At 66.0% G+C, this 24,321-nt stretch carries 23 protein-coding genes; 11 read left to right on the forward strand and 12 right to left on the reverse strand.

Annotation, left to right across the window (positions count from 1 at the left end; translation table 11 throughout):
• Positions 1-128: 128 nt before the first annotated feature.
• The 3 genes from MLP_RS26580 to MLP_RS17175 are packed head-to-tail and all read right to left on the reverse strand — an operon-like array spanning position 129 to position 6,910.
• A complete protein-coding gene (locus MLP_RS26580) occupies positions 129-3,395 on the reverse strand; it encodes an AAA family ATPase (RefSeq protein WP_013864424.1) in 3,267 nt (1,088 codons plus the stop codon).
• Positions 3,396-3,450: 55 nt separating this feature from the next.
• A complete protein-coding gene (locus MLP_RS17170; RefSeq protein WP_013864425.1) occupies positions 3,451-4,215 on the reverse strand; it encodes a methyltransferase domain-containing protein in 765 nt (254 codons plus the stop codon).
• A gap of 34 nt (positions 4,216-4,249) precedes the next feature.
• The gene (locus MLP_RS17175) at positions 4,250-6,910 is read right to left on the reverse strand and encodes a DUF6493 family protein (protein ID WP_013864426.1); all 2,661 of its coding nucleotides are present in this window, start codon (positions 6,908-6,910) and stop codon (positions 4,250-4,252) included.
• A gap of 57 nt (positions 6,911-6,967) precedes the next feature.
• Here MLP_RS17175 and MLP_RS17180 point away from each other — a divergent pair, with 57 nt between their 5' ends.
• The 3 genes from MLP_RS17180 to MLP_RS17190 all read left to right on the forward strand — a co-directional run bounded on the left by MLP_RS17180 (position 6,968) and on the right by MLP_RS17190 (position 10,315).
• Positions 6,968-8,398 carry a hypothetical protein gene (locus tag MLP_RS17180; RefSeq protein ID WP_013864427.1) on the forward strand — a complete coding sequence of 477 codons (1,431 nt, stop codon included), beginning with the start codon at positions 6,968-6,970 and terminating at the stop codon, positions 8,396-8,398.
• Between the two features lie 272 nt (positions 8,399-8,670).
• On the forward strand, positions 8,671-9,027 hold the full coding sequence (locus tag MLP_RS17185) for a YciI family protein (RefSeq protein WP_013864428.1): 357 nt from the start codon (positions 8,671-8,673) through the stop codon (positions 9,025-9,027).
• Between the two features lie 4 nt (positions 9,028-9,031).
• The gene (locus tag MLP_RS17190; protein ID WP_013864429.1) at positions 9,032-10,315 is read left to right on the forward strand and encodes an RNA polymerase sigma factor; all 1,284 of its coding nucleotides are present in this window, start codon (positions 9,032-9,034) and stop codon (positions 10,313-10,315) included.
• A 23-nt stretch (positions 10,316-10,338) separates the two neighbouring features.
• Here the strand turns inward: MLP_RS17190 and MLP_RS17195 are convergent, their stop codons facing one another.
• Entirely contained in the window at positions 10,339-11,373 is a 1,035-nt protein-coding gene (locus tag MLP_RS17195) for an NAD-dependent epimerase/dehydratase family protein (RefSeq protein ID WP_013864430.1), read from the reverse strand.
• 132 nt (positions 11,374-11,505) lie between these two features.
• Between MLP_RS17195 and MLP_RS17200 the strand changes: the two genes are divergently transcribed.
• The 7 genes from MLP_RS17200 to MLP_RS26585 all read left to right on the forward strand — a co-directional run bounded on the left by MLP_RS17200 (position 11,506) and on the right by MLP_RS26585 (position 18,559).
• Positions 11,506-12,357 (forward strand): helix-turn-helix domain-containing protein, encoded by an 852-nt coding sequence (locus MLP_RS17200; RefSeq protein ID WP_013864431.1) that lies wholly within the window; start codon positions 11,506-11,508, stop codon positions 12,355-12,357.
• Positions 12,358-12,468: 111 nt separating this feature from the next.
• Positions 12,469-12,924, forward strand: a complete 456-nt coding sequence (locus MLP_RS17205) for a MarR family winged helix-turn-helix transcriptional regulator (RefSeq protein ID WP_013864432.1) — start codon at positions 12,469-12,471, stop codon at positions 12,922-12,924.
• A gap of 5 nt (positions 12,925-12,929) precedes the next feature.
• Positions 12,930-14,513 carry an ABC transporter transmembrane domain-containing protein gene (locus MLP_RS17210; RefSeq protein ID WP_156821446.1) on the forward strand — a complete coding sequence of 528 codons (1,584 nt, stop codon included), beginning with the start codon at positions 12,930-12,932 and terminating at the stop codon, positions 14,511-14,513.
• Positions 14,510-16,330 carry an ABC transporter ATP-binding protein gene (locus tag MLP_RS17215; protein WP_049804579.1) on the forward strand — a complete coding sequence of 607 codons (1,821 nt, stop codon included), beginning with the start codon at positions 14,510-14,512 and terminating at the stop codon, positions 16,328-16,330. Before MLP_RS17210 ends, MLP_RS17215 begins: the two co-directional genes overlap by 4 nt.
• A gap of 640 nt (positions 16,331-16,970) precedes the next feature.
• Positions 16,971-17,450: a hypothetical protein gene (locus MLP_RS17220; protein WP_156821196.1), complete on the forward strand. Its 480-nt coding sequence runs from the start codon at positions 16,971-16,973 to the stop codon at positions 17,448-17,450.
• A 165-nt stretch (positions 17,451-17,615) separates the two neighbouring features.
• Positions 17,616-18,002 (forward strand): helix-turn-helix domain-containing protein, encoded by a 387-nt coding sequence (locus tag MLP_RS17225; protein WP_013864436.1) that lies wholly within the window; start codon positions 17,616-17,618, stop codon positions 18,000-18,002.
• Positions 17,999-18,559: a PIN domain-containing protein gene (locus MLP_RS26585; RefSeq protein ID WP_013864437.1), complete on the forward strand. Its 561-nt coding sequence runs from the start codon at positions 17,999-18,001 to the stop codon at positions 18,557-18,559. The genes MLP_RS17225 and MLP_RS26585 overlap by 4 nt, the downstream gene beginning before the upstream one ends.
• Positions 18,560-18,571: 12 nt before the next feature.
• Here the strand turns inward: MLP_RS26585 and MLP_RS17235 are convergent, their stop codons facing one another.
• From MLP_RS17235 to MLP_RS26590, 3 genes are all read right to left on the reverse strand, one after another.
• The gene (locus MLP_RS17235; protein ID WP_013864438.1) at positions 18,572-18,859 is read right to left on the reverse strand and encodes a hypothetical protein; all 288 of its coding nucleotides are present in this window, start codon (positions 18,857-18,859) and stop codon (positions 18,572-18,574) included.
• Between the two features lie 254 nt (positions 18,860-19,113).
• The gene (locus tag MLP_RS17240; protein ID WP_013864439.1) at positions 19,114-19,497 is read right to left on the reverse strand and encodes a VOC family protein; all 384 of its coding nucleotides are present in this window, start codon (positions 19,495-19,497) and stop codon (positions 19,114-19,116) included.
• A 686-nt stretch (positions 19,498-20,183) separates the two neighbouring features.
• Complete coding sequence (locus MLP_RS26590) at positions 20,184-20,651, reverse strand: DUF6301 family protein (protein ID WP_156821197.1); 468 nt, start codon at positions 20,649-20,651, stop codon at positions 20,184-20,186.
• A gap of 24 nt (positions 20,652-20,675) precedes the next feature.
• On the opposite strand from MLP_RS26590, the gene MLP_RS17245 reads away from it, so the two are divergent.
• Positions 20,676-20,897: a hypothetical protein gene (locus tag MLP_RS17245; protein WP_013864442.1), complete on the forward strand. Its 222-nt coding sequence runs from the start codon at positions 20,676-20,678 to the stop codon at positions 20,895-20,897.
• 131 nt (positions 20,898-21,028) lie between these two features.
• Here the strand turns inward: MLP_RS17245 and MLP_RS28635 are convergent, their stop codons facing one another.
• The 5 genes from MLP_RS28635 to MLP_RS17265 all read right to left on the reverse strand — a co-directional run bounded on the left by MLP_RS28635 (position 21,029) and on the right by MLP_RS17265 (position 24,236).
• Positions 21,029-21,577: a Fic family protein gene (locus MLP_RS28635; RefSeq protein ID WP_269453400.1), complete on the reverse strand. Its 549-nt coding sequence runs from the start codon at positions 21,575-21,577 to the stop codon at positions 21,029-21,031.
• A gap of 12 nt (positions 21,578-21,589) precedes the next feature.
• Positions 21,590-21,862: a hypothetical protein gene (locus MLP_RS28640; protein ID WP_013864444.1), complete on the reverse strand. Its 273-nt coding sequence runs from the start codon at positions 21,860-21,862 to the stop codon at positions 21,590-21,592.
• Positions 21,863-21,961: 99 nt separating this feature from the next.
• Positions 21,962-22,186, reverse strand: a complete 225-nt coding sequence (locus tag MLP_RS17255) for a hypothetical protein (protein ID WP_013864445.1) — start codon at positions 22,184-22,186, stop codon at positions 21,962-21,964.
• A gap of 16 nt (positions 22,187-22,202) precedes the next feature.
• Positions 22,203-23,405: an ISAs1 family transposase gene (locus MLP_RS17260; RefSeq protein ID WP_013863144.1), complete on the reverse strand. Its 1,203-nt coding sequence runs from the start codon at positions 23,403-23,405 to the stop codon at positions 22,203-22,205.
• Positions 23,406-23,486: 81 nt separating this feature from the next.
• Entirely contained in the window at positions 23,487-24,236 is a 750-nt protein-coding gene (locus MLP_RS17265) for a hypothetical protein (protein ID WP_156821198.1), read from the reverse strand.
• Positions 24,237-24,321: the final 85 nt, after the last annotated feature.

The raw sequence follows: 24,321 nt of genomic DNA on the forward strand, positions 1-24,321 counted from the left end.
ACCCCGGATCGGCTTCGGCGTCAGGCCCGAATGGAATCAGCTCAATCTTGCGACTCAGCTTCTCGCGAATCCGCGGAAGCTGCAGCCGATCCCAGTTCGTCGGGCAGATGAGCGCTACGCGCGGGCGGCTATACCTCCCGCGCAAGCTCGGTGGCTTGATCCAAGCTCGTCAACATGCCGATGTCTGCGGCTCGCTTGATCTCCAACTCGGATAGCCGTGACCGGGAAGACGCTAGCGCCGATCCGATCAATTGCGTCTCGCTGACCGCACGGGGCAGCCCACGATGCTTGCGTTCGCGGTCGACGGCCGACAGCAGGATGAGAGCCGACTCGTCCTGCTGCGACCGAGCCGCGACCACGGCAAGTCCCTCCAGCGCCCGCAGCCTCGGACGCAGATTCCCCTGCAGCATGGCCAACGTCATGCTCTCGACGAAATGATTCCGCGCCGCGTCGAGATCGCCCTGAAAGGCTGCGATGTGCCCCAAGCTGTTCGCCGACCACGTAAGCAAACCCAAGTCTTCGTACGCTCTTCCGACGTGCTGCGCGTACTCGGCGTGAACCCGGGCCATCAAGGGATCGCCGTTCAGGTACGCAACCTGCGACTGATCGCTGCGCACCCATGCTGACAGCTGCGGGTCGGAGTACTCCGCATAGAATCCAAGGGCGCGCTCGAAGTGAGCATCGGCCGCCGCATAGTCGCGACGCTCGCTGGCCACGAGTCCGAGACCATCCTCACAATCGGCCATGCCTTCGGCACGTGTCCGACCACCAAGGGTCTCGTAGATCGTCTGAGCCTCCGTTAAGGCCGCGTATGCCTGTTCATAGCGATTGAGTTCGAGGTCGACAAGCGCTCCCCGCTCCAGACTCAACGCCAGCAGGCCGCTATCAAATTCGGCCCGGCCCGCGTCCGCTGCGGCGGTGAACAGCGAACTGGCCTCCTCGAGATCGAACTGCCGGATCGCCAACTTGCCTGCGGCGAGACACACTTTTCCCCACAGCAGTCGCTCCGCTCCTTCTGATCCGACAGCTGGCTGCCCGAGCCCCAGGACGGTTTGTAGGTGCGCGTACCCCTCTGCATAGTTACGTGACCACCAGTAGCCATCGAGCATTGTGGCGACCCGTAGTGCGGAATGGCGATCGGCGGTCTCGACGAAAAACCTCAGAGCCGCATGAATGTTTTCGTGGTCAAGCGACAACTCCTCCAGCGCATCCCGACGATCACGGCCAGCCATGCGTTCGCCCTGGCCCTCGACGAGGTCTCGATAGAAGTCTGCGTGCATAGCCCGGACCCGACGCTCGTGCTCGACGTCTTGCGCGAGCCGGTGCCGGCCATAGTCGCGCATGGCGAAGAAGATCGAATAGCGCGGTTGCCGATCCGATGCTCGTTCCTCGTCACGCACCACGAACCTTCGGTCGAGGAGCGGTTGCATCCATTCGATAGCCAGCCGGCTGTCCACCAGATCTCCGACGAGAGCCGCCCCTGCACGCTCGGTCCAGCTCCCTTCGAAAACCGAGAGTCGCAGGAACACCTTCTGCTGTGCAGGCTCGAGCAGGTCGAAACTCCAACCGATCGCCCGTTGCAGTGATCTTTGACGATCGGGGACATCCTGCATCAGATTCTCGAGCCGGATGAAGTCCGGAGACCGGAGCAGCTTTCGGAGCTCTGCTACCGACGATGTCCTCGCCCTGGCTGCGACCAGCTCGATCGCCAGCGGTAGGCCCATCAAGCTCTCGGTCAGCTCGATGATGTCTTGACGTATGCCTGGATCGTCTACCTCCTGCTGGGCCCGGTCCAGGAACAACTCGAGACCGTCCCCGCCGGCGAGTCGGCGAGCCTCCAATCGTCGTTCCGTAGTGAGGTCCAAGGGAGCGTCGCTCGTCACCATGATCCGGAGTTCCGGGGCCACTGCCAACAAATCCGAGACACGGGTTGCCGCACGACCGACCCGCTCGAAGTTCTCCAATATCAGCAGACTGGGTACGCCGCGAAAGACCTCTCGTAGAGCGTCGATCAGGGGATCTCCGGCGTCTACCTTCAAGACCTCCGTGATGCTGGCGAACAACAAGTCGGGGTCGGCAACGCTTGACAAGTCGACGACGTACACGTGGTCATCGAAGAACTCCCGCAGATTTGTGCCAACCTCCAACGCCAATCGGGTCTTGCCAGCGCCCGGCGGACCGAAGATCGTGATAAGTCTCGTCGACCCGTCCCGCAACAGTCCCGAACACTCATTCTGCTCAGTCACTCGGTCGACAAAGGAGTTGCCGCGTCGCTTCAAGTTGCTGGGCGGAAGGACTGGATCCGACGCCTTCGGTCCAGCTGAGTGGAAGGCTGCCTGGTCGTCTGTCCCGGACAGAATCGACACAGGCTCCTTCAGCCGACGATCGATCAGGAAGCCCCAGACCACCTCCGCCGAAGCCCGGGCGGCGAAACCCTTGTAGCTGTCGTTCTTGCTCCCGTCGGCGTGATCCATCACCCCCTTGGCCACAACCCAGTTGGTCACGTCGAGCGCCCACGCGGATGCGGCGACCGACGCGGCCTCCATCTCGAGACCGATCACCGTGCGGACACCGCTTGTCGTCACGACCTCCCAGGGATTGCTCGCATCCACCCAGGGCTCGCTGGTCACAGGGCCGACCCGGATGGCGAACGGGAGGTTCAACGGCCCGTCCGGGTTGTCGTACCGGCGAGCGCCAGCCTGTCGGCGACCTTCAGGTGTGAGCACCGGTCGATGCTTGGCGTTCCTCCTGATCAGACCCTTCGCGATGAGTTCCTCAACGAATCGCGTCCACTGATGGGCGCCGATATAGGTGCCGCGTTCCGGCTGATCCTGAGGATCCGAACCCCGCAACAGCGTCTCCAAGAACCAGTCCTCAGAGTCTCGAGACGTGGGCTCGGCATACGAAGGCAACCCAGCGGCACGCATCCGCTTCGCCGCAAGCAGCCACTTCACCGGCATCGACTGGGTGCGGATATCTGGTCGAAGTCCGTCAGCGACCTTCTTACCCTCCGCGGCGAAGTAGGCCGTCTCTGCAACGATCACGTCACCGAGCGCTGCAGAGCCAGGCCGACCGGCGCATACTCCAGACATGGCGAGGCAGCGCGGATGCAATCGTTCGATCAGGGTTGCCAATGTGCGCGAGGCCGACTCGGCACCCATCCGAAGCTGGGACGTGATGGCCACCGAGAAACTCGATCCGTCTGCGAGGTCGAAGTCACCACGCTCATAAGGCGTCGCATCATCAACATCGTGTTCGATCCAGTTCGCTACACCCGGATGGCCCAGAAAGGGGCCACCGGCTATCGCCTTCGCAACCTCGAGTTCATCCTCGTCGAGGGCTGCAACGTAGAGCACGTCGACCGATGGCTGCTGCACCGCTCGCCTGGCCGTCACGGGCTCATCATGCCGCAATCATCGACACAGCGGAATATTCATCGGCCCGACATGGTCATGCCCGGATGGCAGTCACCTGGGCGGCCATCACGCGATCGGCAACCTCGTGATGTGGCGCAATGCTGACTTCGGAGAAGTTTGCGTTCCGCAGGGCGTTGTCGTATTCCGAGACCGAGAACAGTCCTGCGGTGGCGTTCGTGTCGACCACGCGAGCCATCCGATCGGCAGGCGACAGACTGTCGTCGGCAACAAGGTCGACAATGTGGAGCCTGCCGCCTGGGGCAAGCACGCGGAACAGCTCTGACAGGGTTCGTTCCTTCGCAGTCGACAGGTTGATCGCGGAGTTGCCGATCACGACGTCCGTGAGCTGATTCGCGATGGGAAGTTCTTCCATCAGGCCGGTGACGAAGAACGCGTTACGGGTTAGCGCTGCGGCGGCATTTCGACGGGCTAGCTCGACCATCTCGGCCGATATATCGAGCCCGATCACCAGGCCGTCCGGCTCCACCATCTTGGCGGCAAGGATCGAGTCGATCCCACCGCCGCACCCGATGTCCAGAACTATCTGTCCAGCTGCGAGCGGCGCACCAGTTGTCGGGCTGCCGCAGCCGAGGCTCGCCCGCACCGCCGCCGCCGGAATCGTTGCCAGTTCGGCCGCTGAGTAGTGACAGGACCCGAACGTGGGGCCCTCCTCCAGGAACAGGCTGAGAGGGTCCGGGCTGGGCGTCGACGACCAGGTCGGACCCAAACCGCCCAGCACCACACGGGCAGCTGCGGCGTATCGCCGTCGGATCTCGGTGCGAACATCGCCACTCGACATACCTCACCTCGTTGAGATCGTGGAGCGAACAACCCTAGAGGGCGAGGATGGCGCGAGCTGATCTGGCTGCTTTGCTGCTGCCGCTGAACTGTGAGAGGTATGTGCGCAGGGCCGGCTCGTCGACCGCGATGTTCGTACGGAGCGCTTCTTGGTGGAGCAGGTCGAGCAGGCTGTGGAGGCCATGCTGATCGCGCGGAAGCAGTGGGAGTACCCGGCTCAAGAGTCGGATCACGATCTCGGGTCGGCCGGCCGCGGCGACGTGCTGAAGGGTATTGGCCCAGCGACTGAGGATGGCGACCGGCGCGGTTCGCTCGAGCGCGGCGGCTAGGTCGTCCATGCTGATGCGTTGCCGAGAAACGAGATCGACGACGGCATCCCCGGCGTGTACGCGTCCTTCGACAGTGCCATTGGTCATGGCGAGGGCCACTGTCGTAGCGGCGGTGGGACCGAACCTGCCCGGGTGACGGCGGAGCCCGGCGAGGGCGTCGCGTGTCGTTGAATCGGGAGTGGTCCAGTGGCGCGCGATGTACATCGGCGCGACGACAACGCCGGCGTAGTGCTCGGCGTCGGCGGGCCAAATGAGTCCGTGCCACGACAACCAGATGTTGTCGAGCCATTCGAAACTCTCCCAGACACTGCTGACATCGGCGGACGCGGATGGCTGGTCGATATCCCACGGCTTCTTCCTGGTCCACCATGAGTCTCGACCGGAAGCGGAGAACGAGGCCGGCGTACACGCGTGTGCGTAGGTCACCAGGAGATGCAGCTCGTCCTCGTCATCCCTGCGGGACGGTCGCCAACGTGGGTTCGCGACGAGCGACACGGTGGGGTCGAGGGCACGGCCCTGGCCAGCACCGCCCAAGCCGTCCTCGATCAGGAACGGATCGTCGGCGAGGGGCGACCGAGCACGTGACGCGCCAACCCACAGCGCCCGATCACTCAGCACCGAATCACCCAGGGCTCGATCACTCAGCTTGATGTCCGGTGCGAATACTCCCCCGAGTGCGTACAGGACCACCTGATCGAGCTGCGGGTCGACCGCGGATGCGATCTTCTCCCAGAGCCGCAACGCCTCGCCCCGGCCGGTCGGCCCGAGCCGAAGCAACGCCGCGATCAGGTCCGTGCGGCGTGCGGTGAGATCAACCTGACGGGCTCGATGAACGAACTCGACCGGATCGAGCCAACCCCCCGGATCGGTCGGTGTGGCCAAGCGGAATCCAGGAGCGTCCGTGCCGTTGAGGCTCCGCTCGACATCGCTCAGCCGACGATGCAGAAACCGGGCCCACGGCGAGCTCGCGACGGTCGGGCTGACCGGCGATCCGATCGAGGCCAGCACGAGGGCGGCCAGCTGCTGCTCAAGCCGGTGGAACACGTTGGCCGTCACGATCGTCTGAGCGCGTTTCGCGAGGGGGCGGAGGAGCTCAGTCCGGCCAAGCTGGGCCAACCGGTCGAGGACGAGCTCCAGCTCGAAGGGGTCGTCCGCGTGTTCGAGGAGTGCGGCCAGCCGTTCAGCCACATCGCGTTGGGTCGCGGGAGGACGTGGCGCGTCCCTGCCGTTGCCGTCGGTGGTCTCGCGTACGTCGCCGCACTCGTCGTGGCTGCCGGATCCCGGCGGGGGCGAGCCAGGCTGAATCCCGAGCTCACGTCGGACGCTAGGCTCGAGGAGATCGGCGTCGGCGAGAAGCTGATCGGAGGCTCCGGCGGCGATCATGAGCCGGGCCGCCGCCCGTTGGACATCGGTGTGTCGATGACTGAGACCGGCCCGGGCCGCGGTGACCACATCGGCGGAGGACGTACGGGTCTGGATCCGGCTCAGCAGTCGCAGCCCAGCCATCGCGGTGACCTTCGTCGGAGCGAGCAGCGCGGCCTCCAGCGCCGGGGCGGTGGACTCGTCGTCAAGGAGACCATCCTGGTCGAGACGCTTCAACCAGGTGAGCGCATTCTTCACCGCGCCCGGGGCATGGTGCTGGAGCTGGCGCCTCAGCGCTGGTTGCAGGGCGGCAAGCTCCTCGCTCGTCAGGTCCAGGTCATTCAGCATGTCGACAAACCACTGCGATGCGGCTGAGGAGAAGTCCCGATCAAGGGCGGCCAGGCAGGCCTCGATCACCCGGCTTCGGGCGATCATGCCTTGCTCGATCATCTTCTTGGTCGCGGTACGCCAGTTGCTGGTTGAGCCCTGGCTGGTGCCGATGCGCAGAGAGACAACACCCTGGCCCTCGATCTCGTAGGCGCGCCAGTAGGCCCGCTCGATCAGCTCCGGGTCCTGCCGGAACCACCAGACCGGCTCGCCCTGAATGCTGCCGATCCGCGACCACGCCGACACCAACCCGGTCAGCATCGACAGCACGTAGTCGTCGTCCGGCTCGAAGTCCGCCAACCCCAGCAGCTCGAGCATCCGGATCACGACGAAGTCGTCACCCAGCCGGTTCGCGTCATGGTCACAAAGCCGCACTTCCAACGCCGGCAACAGCCAGGACGGCAGCCGGTCGACCTTGGTCACCGGCGTCCGGCCGTCGACAGCGGCACGCAGCCCATCACCCACAGCCTCCCATAGGGCGAGGTTGCGTTCCCACCTTTCCTGGTAGCGAGCGGCGCGCACCGGCTCGGCCAGCTCAACGATCAGGCCGCCGATCACGCCTCTGGGGATCTGGCGCAGATCAGCCAGTTGCAGGTGGCGCGGTCCGCAGTGATCCACCGCGCCATCTTCCCAACAACCCGCCCCGCGTGGGCCCGTTCCGCCGATACTGGGCGAGTGTCCACCGATGCCAGGCCGGGTCCGTCGAACCTGATCATCGACCTCGCCCAGGTTCCCGATCGTGGCACGTCGCCCGACCAACGACTGCTGTTCGGCGGCTATCTGAGCCATCCCACGCAGACAGCGGCGGCGCTACTGCTGCTGGGCCGGGTCGCGCGGCACCGTTTCTATCTCCCACCGGGCATGGTTGCCGCCAAGATCGCGTCGTCCGATCCGGTTGTGACGACCTCCCGCGACCAGCTGAGGTTCGAGAGCTTCTCCGCCTGCTGCGGAATGGCGCTGCGCTACGACGTGACGGCTGACGGTATCGACAGTCCACCGCTGCGGCACGGCAGTACGAACATCGATCTGACCGGACCGACCCGGGTAGCCCTCGCCGGCGTCCAGGGCATCGATCCACTCCACCTGCGCATCAGCGACGAAGCTGACGAGGCGGTCACCTTCACCACGTTCGACCTTACGGTCTCCGAATCCAAGACAGCGCTGCCGCAACGATGGGTACGTGGCTTCGCCGAAGCCCAAGCCATCGGCGCCGGCCTCACACCACGTGCCCAGGTCAGCAGCGCCGAGGCGCGCAGGTTCTGGCGGGCACTCCCCCGCAACGACGGCGGCCGATCGGCGCTCTTCGTCTCGATCGGCGGTCGCGGACTTGGTCTCACGGGCACATCCGGCCCGCGCACCGTCCCCCTTGGCGGACCCAGCCGGCTCCGGATGATCGAGCCGCTGCTCCGTTATGCCACGTCGGTCACGATCTACGGTCCAGACGACGGTGCCAGCGGCGTCGGATCGGGCGTCTCCCTGTGGCAGCTGGATCTGGCCGACGGGAGACTCAGCTGCGCACTGAGCCCTACTCCCGCGCGTGGATTCTCCGGTGAGGGCGGTCTCCTGCACCAACTCGCCGGTCAGGATTCACCTGCGTCCGTGGAATTCCTGGCCCACTATCTCGACGAGGATCACCAGGGCGAGCTTCTCTACCCTGTGGAGTTGGCCACTCGCTTGAGTCTGTCAGACGGACAAGTCCGCGGCGCCCTGACAGCCCTCGCCGCCAGCGGGACAGTCGGCTACGACGCCGCCCTGGGCGGCTACTTCCACCGTCAACTCCCGTGGACCATCGAGGGGGCTGAGGCTCTGAATCCGCGCCTGATCGCCGCTCGGAAACTCGTCGCCGATGGATCCGTCACCATGGCGGCCGCGTCCGACGACGTCATCGAGGTCAGGCATGGCGACAGCCGGCACCGCGTTCGCGGCCACGGACTCAGCGCGACCTGCACCTGCCCCTGGATCGCCCAATACGGCACCTCCCGCGGTCCTTGCAAGCACATCCTCGTCGCCGACATCTTCCGCGGCGCCCCGGGCCTCCACACCATCGCCGCCGGCCGCACCGAACCCTTCGACCGAGCCGACTTCCACGATGACGACGAGCTCTGAGCCCCCCCAGCGCTCGTGGCCGCTGACGGAATGCGAGTGTGGTGGGTGGCAGGGCTCATCCACTGGTGCGCTGGGGTGGTTTCAACGCAATCGAAGCAACCCTGGCGCACCAGTGAGTGAGCACTCACTTCAGTATCCCCGCTAGATCACTGCGGGGCCGCGATGAAGCGCGCGAGAACTTTCTCCGACCCGGGCTGTCGTATCCGGCCCAGCCTGTTCGTAGCGTGGGTGAGAAGCGGTCATCGGGACCGCTCCCCAAAGAGGAGACCGACATGACGCAGTACCTGCTTTCCGTTCACGGCAGCGATGAGGGCTACGCCGAGATCGACCCCGCGTCCGTGCAGGAGATGTACGCCGCGGTGGGCGTCTTCAACGACAAGGTGCGCGAGGCCGGCATCTGGGTGTTCGCCGGCGGGCTGGAATCGGCCAGCACCGCGACTGTGGTCGACGGCACGGGAGACAGCCCAGTCATCACCGACGGCCCCTATCTGGAGACCAAGGAGCACATCGGTGGTTTCTGGATCATCGAGGTTCCTGATCTCGACGCGGCGCTGAGGTGGGCGGCCGAGGGGTCCAAGGCCTGCCAGGGCACGGTCGAGGTCCGGCCGTTCCAGGCCGAACCCGCCTGAGGACGTGACCTTGTCCGGCGCCGGCTCCCGAGACTCCCCAGCGAGCACGACGAGCGGGGCGGCGATCGAGCGGGTCTTCCGCGAGGAGTACGGCCGCCTGATCGCCTCGCTGGTCCGCCGCTTCGGCGACATCGACATCGCCGAGGAGGCGGCCGGCGAGGCGCTCATCACGGCGCTGGAGAAGTGGCCTACGAGCGGCGTACCGCCCAATCCCGGCGCGTGGCTCACCACCACCGCCGGCAACCGGGCCATCGACCGCCTCCGCCGGGAGAAGTTGCGGGACGACAAGCACCGACAGGCCGCCGAGATGTACGACGACAGCCCTCACGAATCGCTGGGGGTCTTCGAGGACCAGCCTGACGACCGACTCCGGCTGATGTTCACCTGTTGCCACCCGGCGCTGGCACCGGAGGCCCGGATCGCGCTGACGCTGCGGCTGCTCGGCGGACTGACCGTGGCCGAGATCGCTCAGGCGTTCCTCGTGCCGGAGACCACGATGGCGCAGCGGATCACCCGCGCGAAGAAGAAGATCGCCGCTGCGCGGATCCCCTACCGGGTGCCGGCCGCCGAGGATCTGCCGGCCCGGGTGGCGGCCGTGCTGGCGGTGCTCTTCCTTGTCTTCAACGAGGGATATCTCGCCAGCGGCGACGGCGAACCGGTACGCGCCGAACTCACCGCAGAGGCGATCCGGCTCGCCCGGATCCTGCACGGGCTGATGCCCGACGAGCCCGAGGCGACCGGGCTGCTGGCGCTGCTGCTGCTCACCGAGGCCCGGCGTGAGGCCCGGGTCCGCGCCGGAGAACTGGTCCGCCTCGACGACCAGGACCGCGGCGGCTGGGATCGCGGACTCATCGCCGAGGGTCACGCCCTGGTCCGCGAGTGCCTGGCGATCAACCGGCCGGGTCGCTATCAGGTGCTGGCCGCGATCAACGCCGTGCACACCGACGCCCCGACCGCCGACGCCACCGACTGGTCGCAGGTGGTGGCACTCTACGACCAGCTCGTCCGCCTCGACCGCTCGCCGATCGTCGCCCTCAATCGGGCAGTTGCGATCGCCGAGCTGGACGGGCCGGAGGTCGCGCTGAGCCAGGTCGATGCGCTGCTCAGGGCCGCGCCGGCGCTGTCGTCGTACCACGCCTTCCACGCGACCCGGGCCGACCTGCTCCGCCGGCTCGGCCGCAGCGCCGACGCCCGGGACGCCTACGACGCTGCCCTCGCCGTCTGCGACAACACCGCCGAGCGCGCCTACCTGTCGCGTCGCCGCGGCGAGTTGGTGACTGCGGACTAGCCGACGGTCCAGTCAGCGACAAGTCAGGAGACGAGGCCGGCCGCGACCAGGCTCCTTCCAGCGGCGGCGATCGCCTCCTCGGAAGGGCGAGGTGCGAAGCCGAGGATCCGGCGGGCCTTGTCGATCGAGACGTGCTTGACCAACCCGAGCTCGGCCGCACTGGTGCGGAGCTCGGCGTTGACCAGGGCGCCGACGCGTACGACGAAGTCGGCTAGTCGCCGGGTCGGCACCTTGGCGGCCGCCTCGCCGAGGTGGTCACCCAGCGTGGCGGCGATGGCACTCATCGCGATGGCGGGTTCCCCACTGGCCAGCAGAATCCGCTGCCCCGCCGCCTCCGGAGCGTCGATCGCGGCGACATGGGCGGCGGCGACATCACGTACGTCGACGATCGGGATGGACAGGCGCGGCAGTGCGGGGATCGCGCCGGTCAGCAAGCGTTGGATGAGCTGGTTGGATCCGGAGATCTCGCTGCCCATCAGGGGACCCATCACCGCTACCGGCAGCAGCACGACAAGCTCGATGCCTCGCCCCTCGGAGGCGACGAACTCCCAGGCGGCGCGCTCGGACAAGATCTTGCTGCGCCCGTACGCATCAACCCCGGGACCATCGACCGGCGACCAGTCATCCTCGGTGAATCGGTCGTGCGCATGCGGATGGCCGAAGCCGACCGCATGGAACGCCGAAGTCAGCACCACCCGCCGCACGCCGGCATCGCTCGCCGCGCGCAACACCCGCAGGGTGCCGTCGCGCGCCGGGCCGATGATCTCCTCCTCGTCGGCCACCTTGCCGGGCAGCACCGGAGAGGCGACATGGAGCACCGCGTCGACGCCGGCGACCGCGTCCGCCCAGCCATCGTCGCGCGTGAGGTCGGCGGCCACGAACTCGAGTGCGTCGCCGCGGGTCATCCCGGCACGGGCCAAGACCTCGCGCACACTCCCCTCTTTGGCCAAGCTGCGGATTGTCGCGCGTACCCGATAGCCACGGTCGAGAAGCTGGAGGATGCAATGGCCGGCGATGAAGCCGGAGCCGCCGGTGACAAGGACGAGAGAATCGGTCATGCCCTGATCGTGCGTACGAGACGAGCTCCGGCCAAGATCCCTCATGGTCCTAGTGGCGCCGGTTCCGGTAGCGACGATCCTGGTAGCGAGAGGGACACCCAGGCCCAACGCCCGGTCGCCTACCGTGGAGATATGCCGACCGAACCGTCCCTGCTCGGGGAATACCTGCGGGCGCGGCGCGAACTCGTCACGCCCGACCAGGTCGGCATCCCGGTCGTGGGGCAGCGTCGAGTCTCGGGTCTGCGTCGCGAGGAAGTCGCGATGCTCGCGGGCATCAGCGCCGAGTACTACCTCCGCCTCGAACAAGGCCGTGATCGCAACCCGTCAACCCAAGTGCTGCAGGCCATCGGCCGCGTACTGCAGCTCGACGACGACTCCTACCTCCTGAGTCTCGCGACCGAGCACCCGCGCCGGTGGAACCGACGGGCGCGCCGCGAGACCGTTCCGCCGAGCACGACGCGCTTTGTCGCCGAGCTGCCGGTGCCCGCTTTCGTCGAGGGTCGCTATCTGGACGTCCTGGTCGCCAACCCGCTCGCGGCCGCACTCTCGCCGCGGCTGCGGACCGGCAGAAACCGACTGCGCGACGTCTTCCTCGACCCCGAAGAGCAGGCGCTGTTCATCCACGGTGAGCGAGCGGCCGGCGCAATCATCGCGGGCTTCCGCCAATCCGTCGGTACCGACATCGACGACCCACGGTTCATCGAGCTGGTCGGTGAGCTCTCCCTGGCGAGTCCGCTGTTCCGACAGCTCTGGGCACGCCACGACGTCGCCCCACGCAGCGGGGCCGCCGTCACTTTCGCCCACCCACAAGTCGGCACCATCCACCTGGACCGCGAGAAGCTCGGCATCAGCGGCACCGACGGACTCATGCTCGTCGCCTACCATGCCCAACCCGGCACCGAGAGCGCCGAGAAGCTCCGCGTCCTCGGATCGATCGCGCTCCCGACGGCTCAGCCGTCCCATCGGTCAACGCAGGACAGGTAGCAACGCCGGAACCGGCTGCCCGCCGGTCGGTCAGGACGAACCATCCGCCCGCCGCGCTCGGACACCTCGCTCCGCTTGTAGTTTTGTATCAAAACTAAGATACTCGAGGGCATGAGCAGTACGACGGAGCAAGCCCTCGCCGTGGCTGATGCGGTACGTGCCGTGAACCGGGCGACCGTCGCGGCCACCCGAGCACAGCAAGGACTGCCAGCACTGCCGGAGGCACAGGTCGCAGTGCTGCACACTCTCCGAGCCCACCCGTCGGTGACGCCCGCCGAGCTGGCCCAACGGCTGGATCTGGCGCGACCGACGGTCAGCAATCTGCTCCGCGATCTGGAGGCCGCCGGTCTTGTCGCCCGAGAGCGGTCGGCGTCCGACCGACGTTCGGTGCTGCTGACGATCACCGAGCGGGCCCGTCAGGTGCAGGATGCGTTCCATCGCGGACGCGCCGAAGTGCTCTCGTCCGTCTGGGCCGAACTCGATCAGAGCGACCGCTCGGCCCTGACCGCCGCGACACCCGCGCTGCGCCGATTGGCCGACCTGCTGCGGATGGGCGACGACGCGTGACCGATATGACTCGGAACTGGGCGCCGGAGAGCGCAGCCGACTATGCCGCCTTGCCCGGTCCAGGCGGACGACGATCCAAGCTGCCCGCGCTGGACGCCAAGCGATGGACGCTCAAGGTGGCCCTCTCGCAGCGTCCGTGGAGCTTCGTCGCCTCCATCGCGATGGCAGCGGCGTTCGTGCGCAACGGTCTGACGCCGGTGGTGGTGGGACACGCCGTGGACGAGGCCATCGCGACGCCGTCGTGGCAGCGATTGGGATTCTGGATCCTGGTGCTGGCGGGCCTGTACCTGGTCGCCGTCGGAGTGAACTGGATCGCGCGCTTCATGCTGGTCCGCAGCCAGCAGTTGGTCAGCCACGACCTGCGCACCATGGTCACCGACCGGATCCAGGATCCGCGCGGATTCGCGGGCCGGGAGCGTACGCCGGGTGGTCTGCTGCTGGTCGCCTCCGCCGACACTCAGCGGGTGGGCGAGATCGTGATGATGACGGTGATGCCGGTCGCCGAGGCGGCCTCGATCACCTACGGCGCGATCATGATGTACACCATCAATCCCTGGCTCAGTCTCGCCGTCCTCGTCGGCGGACCGATGCTGGTGATCGTGGCCCTGCGAGTCGGCCGCCCGCTGCAGCGCCGGTCGGTCGTCCGCCAGCAGGCCCTCGCCCAGACTGCCGCCACCGCCGCGGATGTGGTCCAAGGACTGCGGATCCTCAAAGGGCTGGGCGCGATCCTCACCGTCCGCGGTCGCTACGAGGAGGAGTCCGGGGTTGCGTACGCCAGGACGGTCGAGGCCAACGCAGCCGAGGCGCGCCTCAACGGCGCCACCGACGCCACTGGGGCGATCTTCGTTTCCGCTCTCGGCATCGCCGCGGGTGTACTGGCGTTCCATGGGCTCGTAACGATCGGTCAGCTCATCACCGTCGTGGGCCTGACCCAGTTCTTGATCACCCCGATGACGATGCTCGGCAAGAACCTCGCCTCGCGCTGGGCCTCGGCGGAGGCGTCCGGGCTGCGGATCCGTGAGGTCCTCGGTGCCGGCTTCGAGCACACCTCGGAGGTCGACGCGGAGCGGACCAGCCGCTTCATCGACGCGCTGCCCACCGGGCTCACCGTCGTACGCGGTGTCGACCACGAGTTGGTCGCCCGGCTCGAGGCGTTGCCCCGGACCCGGGTCATCGTCGCCCCGCACGCCGCCGACCTGTTCGACGGCAGCGTTGCCGACAATGTGTACCCCGACCTGGCCGTCGCCGAGCAGGCTCTCCGCGTCGCCTGCTGCGACGACATCCCCGCGGGCTCGCAGCAACGCGTGGGCGAAGGTGGCCGCATGCTCTCCGGCGGTCAGCGGCAGCGAGTGGCACTGGCCCGTGCCGTCGCGTTCGATCCCGAGGTCCTCGTCCTGCAGGATCCGACCACGGCCGTGGACTCGGTGACCGAACAGAACATCGCCGATCGGCTGTCGCGGCAACGGGCCGACAAGATCACTCTCGTGTTCAGCGAGGCGCCTGCCTGGCACGCGGTGGCGACCAACCATGTGAGCGTCGCCGACCTGCTTGCCCTCACCGCCGGGTTCGACGGGGAGATCGCCGGATGAGTAGGACGACCGCGGGCAGCGTCCCTTCCCCCGCTGCGGATCCCGGATTGCGATTCCCGCTGGCCACCGTCGGTCAGGTCCGGCGCGAGTTGGCGCGGCAGCTGAGCACGATCCCCCGGGCGAGGTGGTGGTTTCTGCTGGCGGTGGCGCTGCTGGGTCTGGGCTCGTACGCCACCGTGCTGGTGCCGCAGTTGATGGGACAGATCGTCGACCTGGTCACTGGTGACGGTGCGGTCCAGGCCATGTGGCGGATCGGTGCCGAGTTGGTCGTCGCCTCCGTCGCCGGCGCGGCTATGAGCGCAGTCGGCTTCTATCTGGTGTCGCGGCTGTCCGAGCGCGTGATCGCCAACTTGCGCCAGGACATGGTCGGCACCGCCCTGGGACTTCCCACCCATCAAGTCGAGGACGCCGGCACCGGCGACCTGGTCAGCCGGTCCACCGATGACGTCGCGGAGCTCTCCGCCGCCGTGACCGAGACCCTGCCCACGCTGTCCACCTCGCTGTTCTCGATCGCAGCCACCGTGGTCGCGCTGTCGGCGCTGGACTGGCACTTCATCGTCATCCCGATCGTGGTCGTGCCGGTGTACTACCTGGCTGCGCGGATGTACCTCGCTCGGGCCCCGAAGCGTTATGCCGCCGAACGGGCCGCGATGGCCGAGCGGGCTCGGCGGGTGCTCGAGGCCATCCGCGGTCGTGCGACAGTCCGCGCGTACTCGATGGAGAACCGGATGCACACCGAGATCGAGAACGCCTCGTGGAGCGTCGTCCGCCTGGGCATCACGGCCCGCACCACCATGCTCGTGCTCAACAGCTGGATGCTGGGCATCGAGTTCCTGATGCTGACCATGACCTTGGGGGTCGGGTACTACCTGGTGTCCACCGGCGCCCTCACCGTGGGCGCGGTGACCGGTGCAGTGCTGATGATCATCCGGCTGAGCGGTCCGATCAACACGCTGATGCGGGTGCTCGACGTCATCCAATCCGGGTACGCCTCGCTCGCCCGGATCGTCGGCGTGGTGGCCGATCCGCCGGTACCAGTGCCCGACTGCGGCGCCGACGCTCCGGTCGGGCGCGTCGAGCTGCGCGATGTCAGCTTCAGCTACGGCAGCGGCTGGGCCGTCCGCAACGTCGACCTCACCATCAACCCAGGCGAGACCATCGCCATCGTCGGGGCATCAGGTGCCGGAAAGACCACGGTGGCAGCGTTGTTGGCAGGCCTGCGCGTGCCCGACGCGGGCGAGGTGCTCGTCGACGGGTATCCGGTGTCCAGACTCTCCGACAGCGAGCGCATCGCCCGGATCGCCACGGTCAGCCAGGAGGTGCATGTCTTCTCCGGCACCCTGCGCCAGGACCTGACGCTGGCCAAACCTGACGCCACCGACTCGGAAATGCATTCGGCGCTCGACCGGGTTCACGCCCACTCGTGGTTCGATCGCCTCCCCTCGGGTCTCGACACCGTGGTCGGCTCTCGTGGTCTCCAACTGGAACCGGTAGCCGCGCAGCAACTGGCGCTGGCCCGCATCCTGCTCCTCGACCCGGCGATCGTCGTCATGGACGAAGCCACCGCCGAGGCGGGCTCGGCGGGTGCCGGAGCCTTGGAGGATGCCGCCGACGAGGTGACCCAGGGCCGATCGGCGCTGGTGGTGGCGCACCGTCTCGACCAGGCATCCCAGGCCGACAGCATCCTCGTGATGGACGGCGGCAAGATCGTCGAACGGGGCACGCACGACCAACTGGTCGCCCGCGGTGGCATCTATCACCGCCTGTGGTCCGCCTGGACCGTCGGTCGACGGGAACTCGACGCCGACCCTGTCTGATCCCGCCTGATTTCCTGTTCGACCCTGTCCGACCCACAGATAGGCCGGCTATCGATAATCTCGCAGGACATCGCAACTCTCGGCTTCTCGATTTCGACCCACGGCCCAGTGTGGACTCCCTACGATGAGGCTCATCGTCTCGGCTGGTTTGGGCTATCGGTTCCGAGGCGCGGGTGACTCTCGGGGAGGACAAGATGAAACGTACGATCTTCGGATTGACAGTCGCCGCACTCCTGGCACCAGCGTTGATCGCGGTCACCGCACCTGAGGCACAGGCGGCCAAGTCGGCCGTGGATGTCGCCGGAACGATAACTGTCACCGAGACTGCCGACTACGCGTCGGGCGACAATACGCTCCATCACCGCGCCTCCATGGTGTTGGCGCTCCCCGGACCGATGCAATGGGTGTATTCCGGCACGTCCAGCGAAATGTCGTCGGTGGATGCGACCATAAAGTCGATCAACTACACCCACGAGGAAACGTGGCCGACCCCAGATGACACGATCTGTCATCGCAACCGAACGATCACCGGGTGGATCGGCGGGGATCCGCCGGTGGTTGGTGTGTCGTTCTCCTCGCCCAGCCGCGATCAGCTGTCTGGAAAGCCAAGGCATATGCCGGACTCTACGACTCACGGTCCATGGCCATCGTCACCTACGGCGGCGACTGCGGCGGCTTCGATGAGACTTATGACGTCATCGACAAACAGGACCAGTTCAACCCCTCGCGCAAGGGCCTATTCAGTTCCTGGATGGTGAACAACTCCGATCCTAAAGTTGTCGTATCGCCGGAGTGGATCAACTTCAAGAAGGTCGGATCACGCTGGGTCTCCCAATCGTCAAAGACCCTGAAAAGCGACAACTACACCGTGAAGGTGTCGTGGAACCTGACTTCCAAGGTCCCCTCCACTCGCTGCGTCGTCCCGAAGTCGAAGACAGTCAAGAACAAGACGGTCAAGCAGACCAAGAAGATCATCAAGAAGGCTGGCTTCAAACCGGGCAAGACCCATCGCAGCAAGACCAAGAAGGTGAAGCGCGGTCGAGTCTTCGCCCTCTCCGCAGAGATGTTCGCCAGTGAAGCGCGTTGCGGTTCCAAAGTCGAGATCTACGTACGCAAGTAGCCGCGTCGTCGGATCTCGCTGCCAACAGAGTCTCCGACTACGCCGGCCAGACCTGGCCGGTGCTCTACGTCTTGAGCATCCGGGATGCACTCGCTTCGCTCGGCGCTCCCGTGAAGCGAGTTACAGTTGGAGCAGTTGATTCACCCGCCTCATGTAGGAGGAAGTGTGTCGGAGTTGCTTGACGACGATGTCCAGACGCTCCGCGCTGCCCTGGACAGTTCGGCAGAGGACGTAAGGATCACGCTGAGCCTGCCTCGAAAGAGTGCCGAGAAGGTGCTCGCGTTGCTGGATGCGGAGCGCACGACGGGCGCGGTCGTGATTCCGATCAAGGAGGTGTTCACGACCACTGAGGCGGCGACCATGCTCGGCCTGTCCCGCCCGACGTTGATGAAGCTCATCGAAGCCGGGGAGATCGACCACGTGAAGGTCGGCACTCACCACCGCATCCCTGCCGAGGCAATCCTCAGCTTCCAACGAGCACGCCAGGCGCGCCGCGACAAGGCCGCGAAGGCGCTCGCGGAGTTCTCCAACCAGATCGGTCTGGTCGATTGACGATCTCCGTCGTCCTCGCCGACGCGAACATCCTGTTCTCGCGAACCCTGCGCGACTACTTCCTCTACGTCGCCGACGCCGGCGCCATCGAGATCCACTGGAGCCAGCAGATCCTCGATGAGATGTCGAGGAATCTCCGCACGGAACTCGGACTCGATCGCAACGCAACGACGCGGCTCGAAGAGTTGATGAACAGCTTCATCGAGTACGCGCTCATCGACATCAGCCCAGCCGACGTCGCCATCGCCAACGCCGTCGAGATGGACGCAGGCGATCGCCACGTACTCGCCGCCGCCCTCTCGGCTGACGCCGACATCCTTCTGACAGACAACATCAAGCACTTCCCAGCAGACTGGATGTTCGATCACGGGATCGAACTGCTCACGGCAGGTGAACTCCTTGCCCGTCTCGCCGACCACTTCCCCAACGAACTGCGAGCCGCACACGCGAGGACTGTGCGACGCTCCCCCAAGTCCGAAACAGACATCCTCGCGACACTTGAGCGAAGTGCCGGGCCAGCGGCGCTCTATGCGATCCGTCGTGTGATCGCGGTCTGACAGATCGTCGGCTCAGGAACAGCGGTGGCAAATCACCCTGCGCAGGCCGCCGACATCCTCGGAGTCACCCACCAGTTCGTTGACCGGCTCTGCGAAGACGGCGTACTCGCCTTCCGTGGGCTGCCCAACAGTCGCCACCGCCGCATCCGCGTCCAGGACGTCGTGGATGTCGTGGATGTCGCCGCCGAGCGCTGCGCGCCGCAGTCGGAGAGTAACCGGCAGCCTCGCCTGCAGCGGGTCTTCATCGATACCAGCGGGCTCGGCCGATACCGCCCTACCTGTGCGAAGTTGTTGCGGCATGCGGAAAGGAATCACAACACGACAACTTCGCGTGGGTCGGTGCGCAACGCCCGTGACGGATTCAACCTCGGTCGATCATGGCCCGCCCACACGAGAAGTTCTGATCGAGCAGCAACTTCATGCCCCACGGGCAAGCGGCAAGTCGCTCTCCGCATCAAGAACAGCAACCGCGTACTCGAGCGCATTCGGCAGTCAGAATCTTCAGCCAGCAGGATCGATCGCCAGCGCGAGCCCTCGCTCGCCCCGACTTCAGTTCACGTCGTCTCCCACAGGCCCAGCACATTTCCCTCGGGGTCGGTGAAATAGGCGAACACACCCATGCCCGGGAGCGCTGTCCTCGGCGTGACGACCGTGCCGCCACGTGCCTCGATCTCCGCTAGCGCGTCATCAATCGCATCGACATCGATCGTGATCACCGGCGACGGGATGCGATCGTCCCGCTGCATCATCCCGCCGTTGATCGCTCCAGGCTCGGAGGGCAGCTGCGTCTGCTCATCCACCGGGGTGGTCTTGACGACCGTGTAGTCACCGCCGGGCATCGACATCGTCTGAAGGTCCCACCCGAAGATCGATCCGTAGAAACTCTTCGCCCGTTCGAGATCGTCTGCCGGGATCTCGAAGTGGACAACCTTGCGCATGATCGGTTCCCCTCTGCCGCCGGTGTGGCACCCCTGCGGGTGCGCATCTCGGGGAGCGTTGCTGCCTCGATCAGGACCAGCTCGCTCGAGATTGACGCTAGTCCAGACCAGTCCCGAATGGAACTGTCAGAAGGCAGGTCACCGGTCGTTGCCTGAGTCTCCCGTGCCGAGCAGCCCAAGGTCGGCGCGCGCCTGCTCGAGGGTGACGGTACGGCGGGGGTATGAGACCTCCTGCTGCACGATGACGCCGTCTCCCCACCTCGCGTCATCAGTCAGGTCAACGCCCAGGGCAGACAGATAGGCGAGGAGCAGATCGCGGTCGAAGCGTTCGCGAATGCGCCGTCACCGCAACGGATGCCGTCGGGTCGCCACCATCGCCGCCGTTGTTCAGGTAACCCGTCCACCGGCCGAGCGGCAGGAACAGCTCTCGCGTCCACGGGTCCTCGAATGGGAGGAGCGCATTGAGGGACGCGAAGTACGGGCGTGGCGCGGAGACGGTGATCGCCTGTTCGCCGATCCTGCGAGGAGAGACCGACGCCAGGCGACATGTGTCGGCAACGTCGTTGCGAAGGGTGCCTCCACGAACTGGACGCACCAGCCGAGGGGACCCGCGTCACCGCCAAGCAGAGTAGTTATGTCGCCACTCTAACGAGGTCGTCCGCGAGGTCATACGCACAATCCATCGGTCATTCGCCTCGACGATGCAACTCGGCCGACTGCTGCGGCGTGGTGTATTCCAGCACGACCGACGTGTTTGAGCGCCGCGCGACGACACGGGCTCCGTCGAGCAAATGCCACTCGGCGGTCTGCGCTCGACCTCGCTTGAATCGTGGAGTCCCCCACCGCTCGACACCCTCCCTGACCATCAGCGCGAACTGGTCGTCGAGGAACTCCGCGCCTTGGGTACCCCCGTCTCGCACGACATCGGTGACTCGGAAACCGAGACTGCCAAACGTGCCATCGGGCAGGACGCCGGTGAGTACAGCGGGCTGTGTCAACCCATCGACCGGGTTCATCAGCGCATTCCGTTCGACAACCCAACCCAACTGCGCCGCGCGTTCCTGCACCTCGGGTCGAGTGAGCGGCCAGGGCGTGGCAATCCAGAACTCGATCAACTCGTACGCCCGGCGAGCACTCATCGCATTCCACGTCATTGGTCCAACCTAGACACCTACCACGTGACGCTTGGCAAGCAACGACGCCTACGCCGCGAAGGCGGACACCGCTACAAGGTCCACTACGAGGACCTATCTCCCGAACAGATCGGCTGGTGGGAGGAGGTCCCGACGGCGACTCCGGCCAGGGCGATCGCCCAATGCATCAGCCACGGGACTCCGACCTACATCTTGCGGCAAGCCTTGGAGCGCGGTCGCCAACAGGGGGCGCATCACCAGGCCTGAACACGATGACCTGCCCGCCCGACTGGAGGCGAGAGGGGCTGAACACGGTTCACAACGAAGGCGATGTTCTGTAATCGACAGCATTGCGCGGCGATAACGAACCTGACCCAACCGATCTCGCGCTCCGTGTGTCACCTACCCATCGAGGGCTTCGCTCGCTTGTGCTTGTTTCGCTGGTACTCATCGACCCAGTTCTTCGAACTCAGCCAGATGCCGTTGTCGGCCTTCTGAGCGCGGAGGCGAGCACGTTCAACGGCGACTCGAAGAGAGGTGGGGGTAATGCCCTTCTTGGGGTCAACGAGACTCGCGAGCGGAACGAGCCGTGCGGGCCCAGCGACAGCCGGCACCACGAATCGGTAGAGGTTGTTGGTCACAGCACGGGCGATGAGTTCAGCCAGTGGGCCATACTCGCCCTGGTCGGCTTTGCGCATCGCTTTCAGGTACTTCGTACGCTCGTTCTTGAAGACGATCGCCGGAGGGTAGCCGAGCCGCACGAGTAGGAGGTTGAGCAAGAGTCGCCCGGTGCGCCCGTTGCCATCCAGGTACGGGTGGATCCTTTCGAAGTCGTTGTGGATCTTCGCCAGGCGCTCGGGAAACGGGGCCTCGCTGAGTTCGCGGAGCTTGTTCACCCCAGCCACCCAGTCGGTCATCAAGTGGTCAACCTCTGGGAACGGCTGGATGTTGCGCCGGCGTCAGTTGCCGGGAGCCGCGTGTGGATGGGGCGCGACGTTCCAGACCGGCGTCATGGACTGGCCATAGACCCACTTCGCAGCCGCGCCGTAGCCGATGACCTCCATGTACTCCTTCAGTTCTTTCGAGCCGACGGCGCGCCCTTCGGCGAGCAGCTTGCGCACCTCGTTGAGGATCAGGGTGATTCCCTCGAGCGCCGTGGAGTGATGCGCCTCCTGGTGCCAAAGGTCGGACCAGATCTCCTCAGCCTCGGCGGGGCTGGGCAGTCCGCCCATGCGGGAGCGGAGGTCCTCGATCGCGTCATCGAGTTGTACGTAGATCGTTTGGGTCGCCGGGTGCGTAACACTGCGGCAGACCGCCCGATCTGGTTGAAGTCACCCCGTTGGTGAAGGTCGACCTTGCAGGAGCGCCCAGGTCAGCTCACGCTCAGCGGCCAGGTCGACCGGCCGACCCGCAAGCGTCGCCAGGAACGTATCGATCGGCCAGGTCACAAGATGGGCATAACGGGCTGAGTAGATGCCGACCTGTTCGATGCCAAACTCGTCCGGCCGATCGAACAGTACGTATCCCAGCAGTTGGTAGAGGTCCTGCAAGCTCACCCCATCAGATCCAGGGTCAATTCAAAGTTGATTCTGTTGTGACTGGTGTGACCTGGGCGTGATCGATCAGGTCGAGCAGTTGGCCGGTTTGGCGACCGAGGCTGCGGGTCGCGGCGGCGATGTTGGTGTGTTTCCCGCGGAGTCGGAGGAGTCCGATCGCAGTGTTGCGCAGGGTTGCCATCAGCTGGGGCAGGGTGCCGGTGCGCACGGTGGAGTGGTCCTCGTCGAAGGTGAGATCACGCACCCAATGCACCTTGTTCTCGATGCTCCAATGACCACGGACCAAGGTCGCGAGGTCGGCCGGGGCGATGTCTGACCAGCCGAGACTGGTGACCACATAGACGATCTCCTGCGTGGTCTCGCCGGTGGCGGTCTCGGTCCGGTTCCGCACGATCCGGCCGACGAGCCGGGCGTGCGGGAACCCGATCCCGGCCCGGACACCGGTCAGCTGCAGGGTACGGGACTCCCGTCGCCCATGCCCTTTCTCCACCACACGATGAGCGACCGGCACCTTGCTCCACGGGAGCCCGGCGAGCTGGTCGTACAAGGTGGGCTGGTTCCGTTTCACCACGAAGACGTACCGGCCGCCGTGCCGGTGCAGATAGTGGGCATGGCCACGTTGCGTGTGGAGAGCATCGGCGGTGACGATGACGCCGTTGAGGTTGATCCGGTCCAACACCGCCGCGAACGCGGCGATCTCATGATCTTTCCCGCCGGCGTTGACCTGCCCCAACGGCACCCCGGTGGCATGGTCGACGATCGAGAACAGATGCACCCTCGACCCATCCACACCGCGGGCGCCGCGGCAGGTCTTGCCATCCACCGCGACCGCCCGCCACCGCGACGAGACCGGTGTCAGCGTGGCCAGCCAGGCGTGCAGGACCGCGTCCACCACCTCCGGGTCGACCCGCAACAGCACCCGGCGGATCGTCGACAGGCTCGGCGGCCGCCGGGTGATCCCCAACCGTGGCCAATGCCAGGTGGGCAGATCCGCTGCCCATCCGGCGATCGAAGCCAGACTCCGTGATCCGCCGACCACCGCGGCCAACGCGACCACCAGCACGGTGGCCAGCTCATACCGGCGGCCCCGCCGGCCCCGCGGATCGGTGATGATCGACAACACCTCCCACACCTCGACCGGAACACCGTGACCGGGTTCGACCTGATGGGCGCGCAGCGCATCAGCGGCCGGGATGAGAGAAGATACGGGTGCGGGCACGGCAGGACTCCGATCGATCGGCAGTGGACGTCAAGCACCCACCACGATCCCGGTATCCACCGTGCCCGCCCGGCTTATACCTCACCCATGGCGTGTCAACCCGACACCACGCCGCAACCACGACTTTGAACAAGCCCTGCCATCAGATCTGCCTCTCGCCGTCTTGTCACCCAGACGAGTCTTGATATCGAGCAGGCAACCGTCGAAGATCACGTCAGCGTCCGCATTGCACAGTTCGGAGCCGGCGAAGGTAGGGCCCAACGCCAGACTCGCGCCGACCGGCACCCTCGGATAGAGATGCTCAACCGCGAGCAGATGCAACTCCTGCATCTCGTCAACTGCGGCGTCCGGCGCCAGACCCAGAAGCAGTTCAGCACTGACCGAGGCTCGCGACCCCAGGACCATCAGCGGCGAACCAGGCCGTATCCCCGTCCGATAGACCTCAGTCGTGAGCGCGAACAGCCAGCATGCTCGAATCAGCTCCTCCGCCGCGCGGCCCTCACGACTCCCCACTGCGGCACGCTGCGCGACAGCGACGACGTCGAGCACGGCGTTCAGCATCCTCGAGCCGGGACGGATGCCCTGAAGGGCAACCAGCGGTACATGACTCGGGTCCAGAATCATCCGCACCATGAAGTCGAACGCTGCCCCAAGCGAGCCAGGATTGGCGCCGGCAGGGTCGACCAAGAGTTGGCAGGCCGAGCCTTTGAACTCGACTTGTAGCGGACGCCGGTTCGGGAAGCGCGCGTCGAAGTGCTGGCGAAGCGGTGAGTTCTTGTCACCGATCTCCGTCGTAAGACTGGTGAAAGCATGGCCTGACCGGGATCCCATGGCGAACATGCTCGCCTACACCTCCGACAGTTGGGCATGAGGACGGCTCCGATCGGGAGCCTCCCGCCGGACGGACACCACACGC

This window comes from Microlunatus phosphovorus NM-1, from assembly GCF_000270245.1.
Lineage (GTDB): Bacteria > Actinomycetota > Actinomycetes > Propionibacteriales > Propionibacteriaceae > Microlunatus > Microlunatus phosphovorus.

Coding starts and splice junctions, on each gene's coding strand:
- MLP_RS17170 (WP_013864425.1), bottom strand. CDS start 4,215: ATGTCGAGTGGCGATGTTCGCACCGAGATCCGACGGCGATACGCCGCA.
- MLP_RS17185 (WP_013864428.1), top strand. CDS start 8,671: ATGACGCAGTACCTGCTTTCCGTTCACGGCAGCGATGAGGGCTACGCC.
- MLP_RS17195 (WP_013864430.1), bottom strand. CDS start 11,373: ATGACCGATTCTCTCGTCCTTGTCACCGGCGGCTCCGGCTTCATCGCC.
- MLP_RS17200 (WP_013864431.1), top strand. CDS start 11,506: ATGCCGACCGAACCGTCCCTGCTCGGGGAATACCTGCGGGCGCGGCGC.
- MLP_RS17205 (WP_013864432.1), top strand. CDS start 12,469: ATGAGCAGTACGACGGAGCAAGCCCTCGCCGTGGCTGATGCGGTACGT.
- MLP_RS17210 (WP_156821446.1), top strand. CDS start 12,930: ATGACTCGGAACTGGGCGCCGGAGAGCGCAGCCGACTATGCCGCCTTG.
- MLP_RS17215 (WP_049804579.1), top strand. CDS start 14,510: ATGAGTAGGACGACCGCGGGCAGCGTCCCTTCCCCCGCTGCGGATCCC.
- MLP_RS17220 (WP_156821196.1), top strand. CDS start 16,971: ATGGCCATCGTCACCTACGGCGGCGACTGCGGCGGCTTCGATGAGACT.
- MLP_RS17235 (WP_013864438.1), bottom strand. CDS start 18,859: ATGCCGCAACAACTTCGCACAGGTAGGGCGGTATCGGCCGAGCCCGCT.
- MLP_RS17240 (WP_013864439.1), bottom strand. CDS start 19,497: ATGCGCAAGGTTGTCCACTTCGAGATCCCGGCAGACGATCTCGAACGG.
- MLP_RS26590 (WP_156821197.1), bottom strand. CDS start 20,651: ATGACGTGGAATGCGATGAGTGCTCGCCGGGCGTACGAGTTGATCGAG.
- MLP_RS28640 (WP_013864444.1), bottom strand. CDS start 21,862: ATGGGCGGACTGCCCAGCCCCGCCGAGGCTGAGGAGATCTGGTCCGAC.
- MLP_RS17265 (WP_156821198.1), bottom strand. CDS start 24,236: ATGGGATCCCGGTCAGGCCATGCTTTCACCAGTCTTACGACGGAGATC.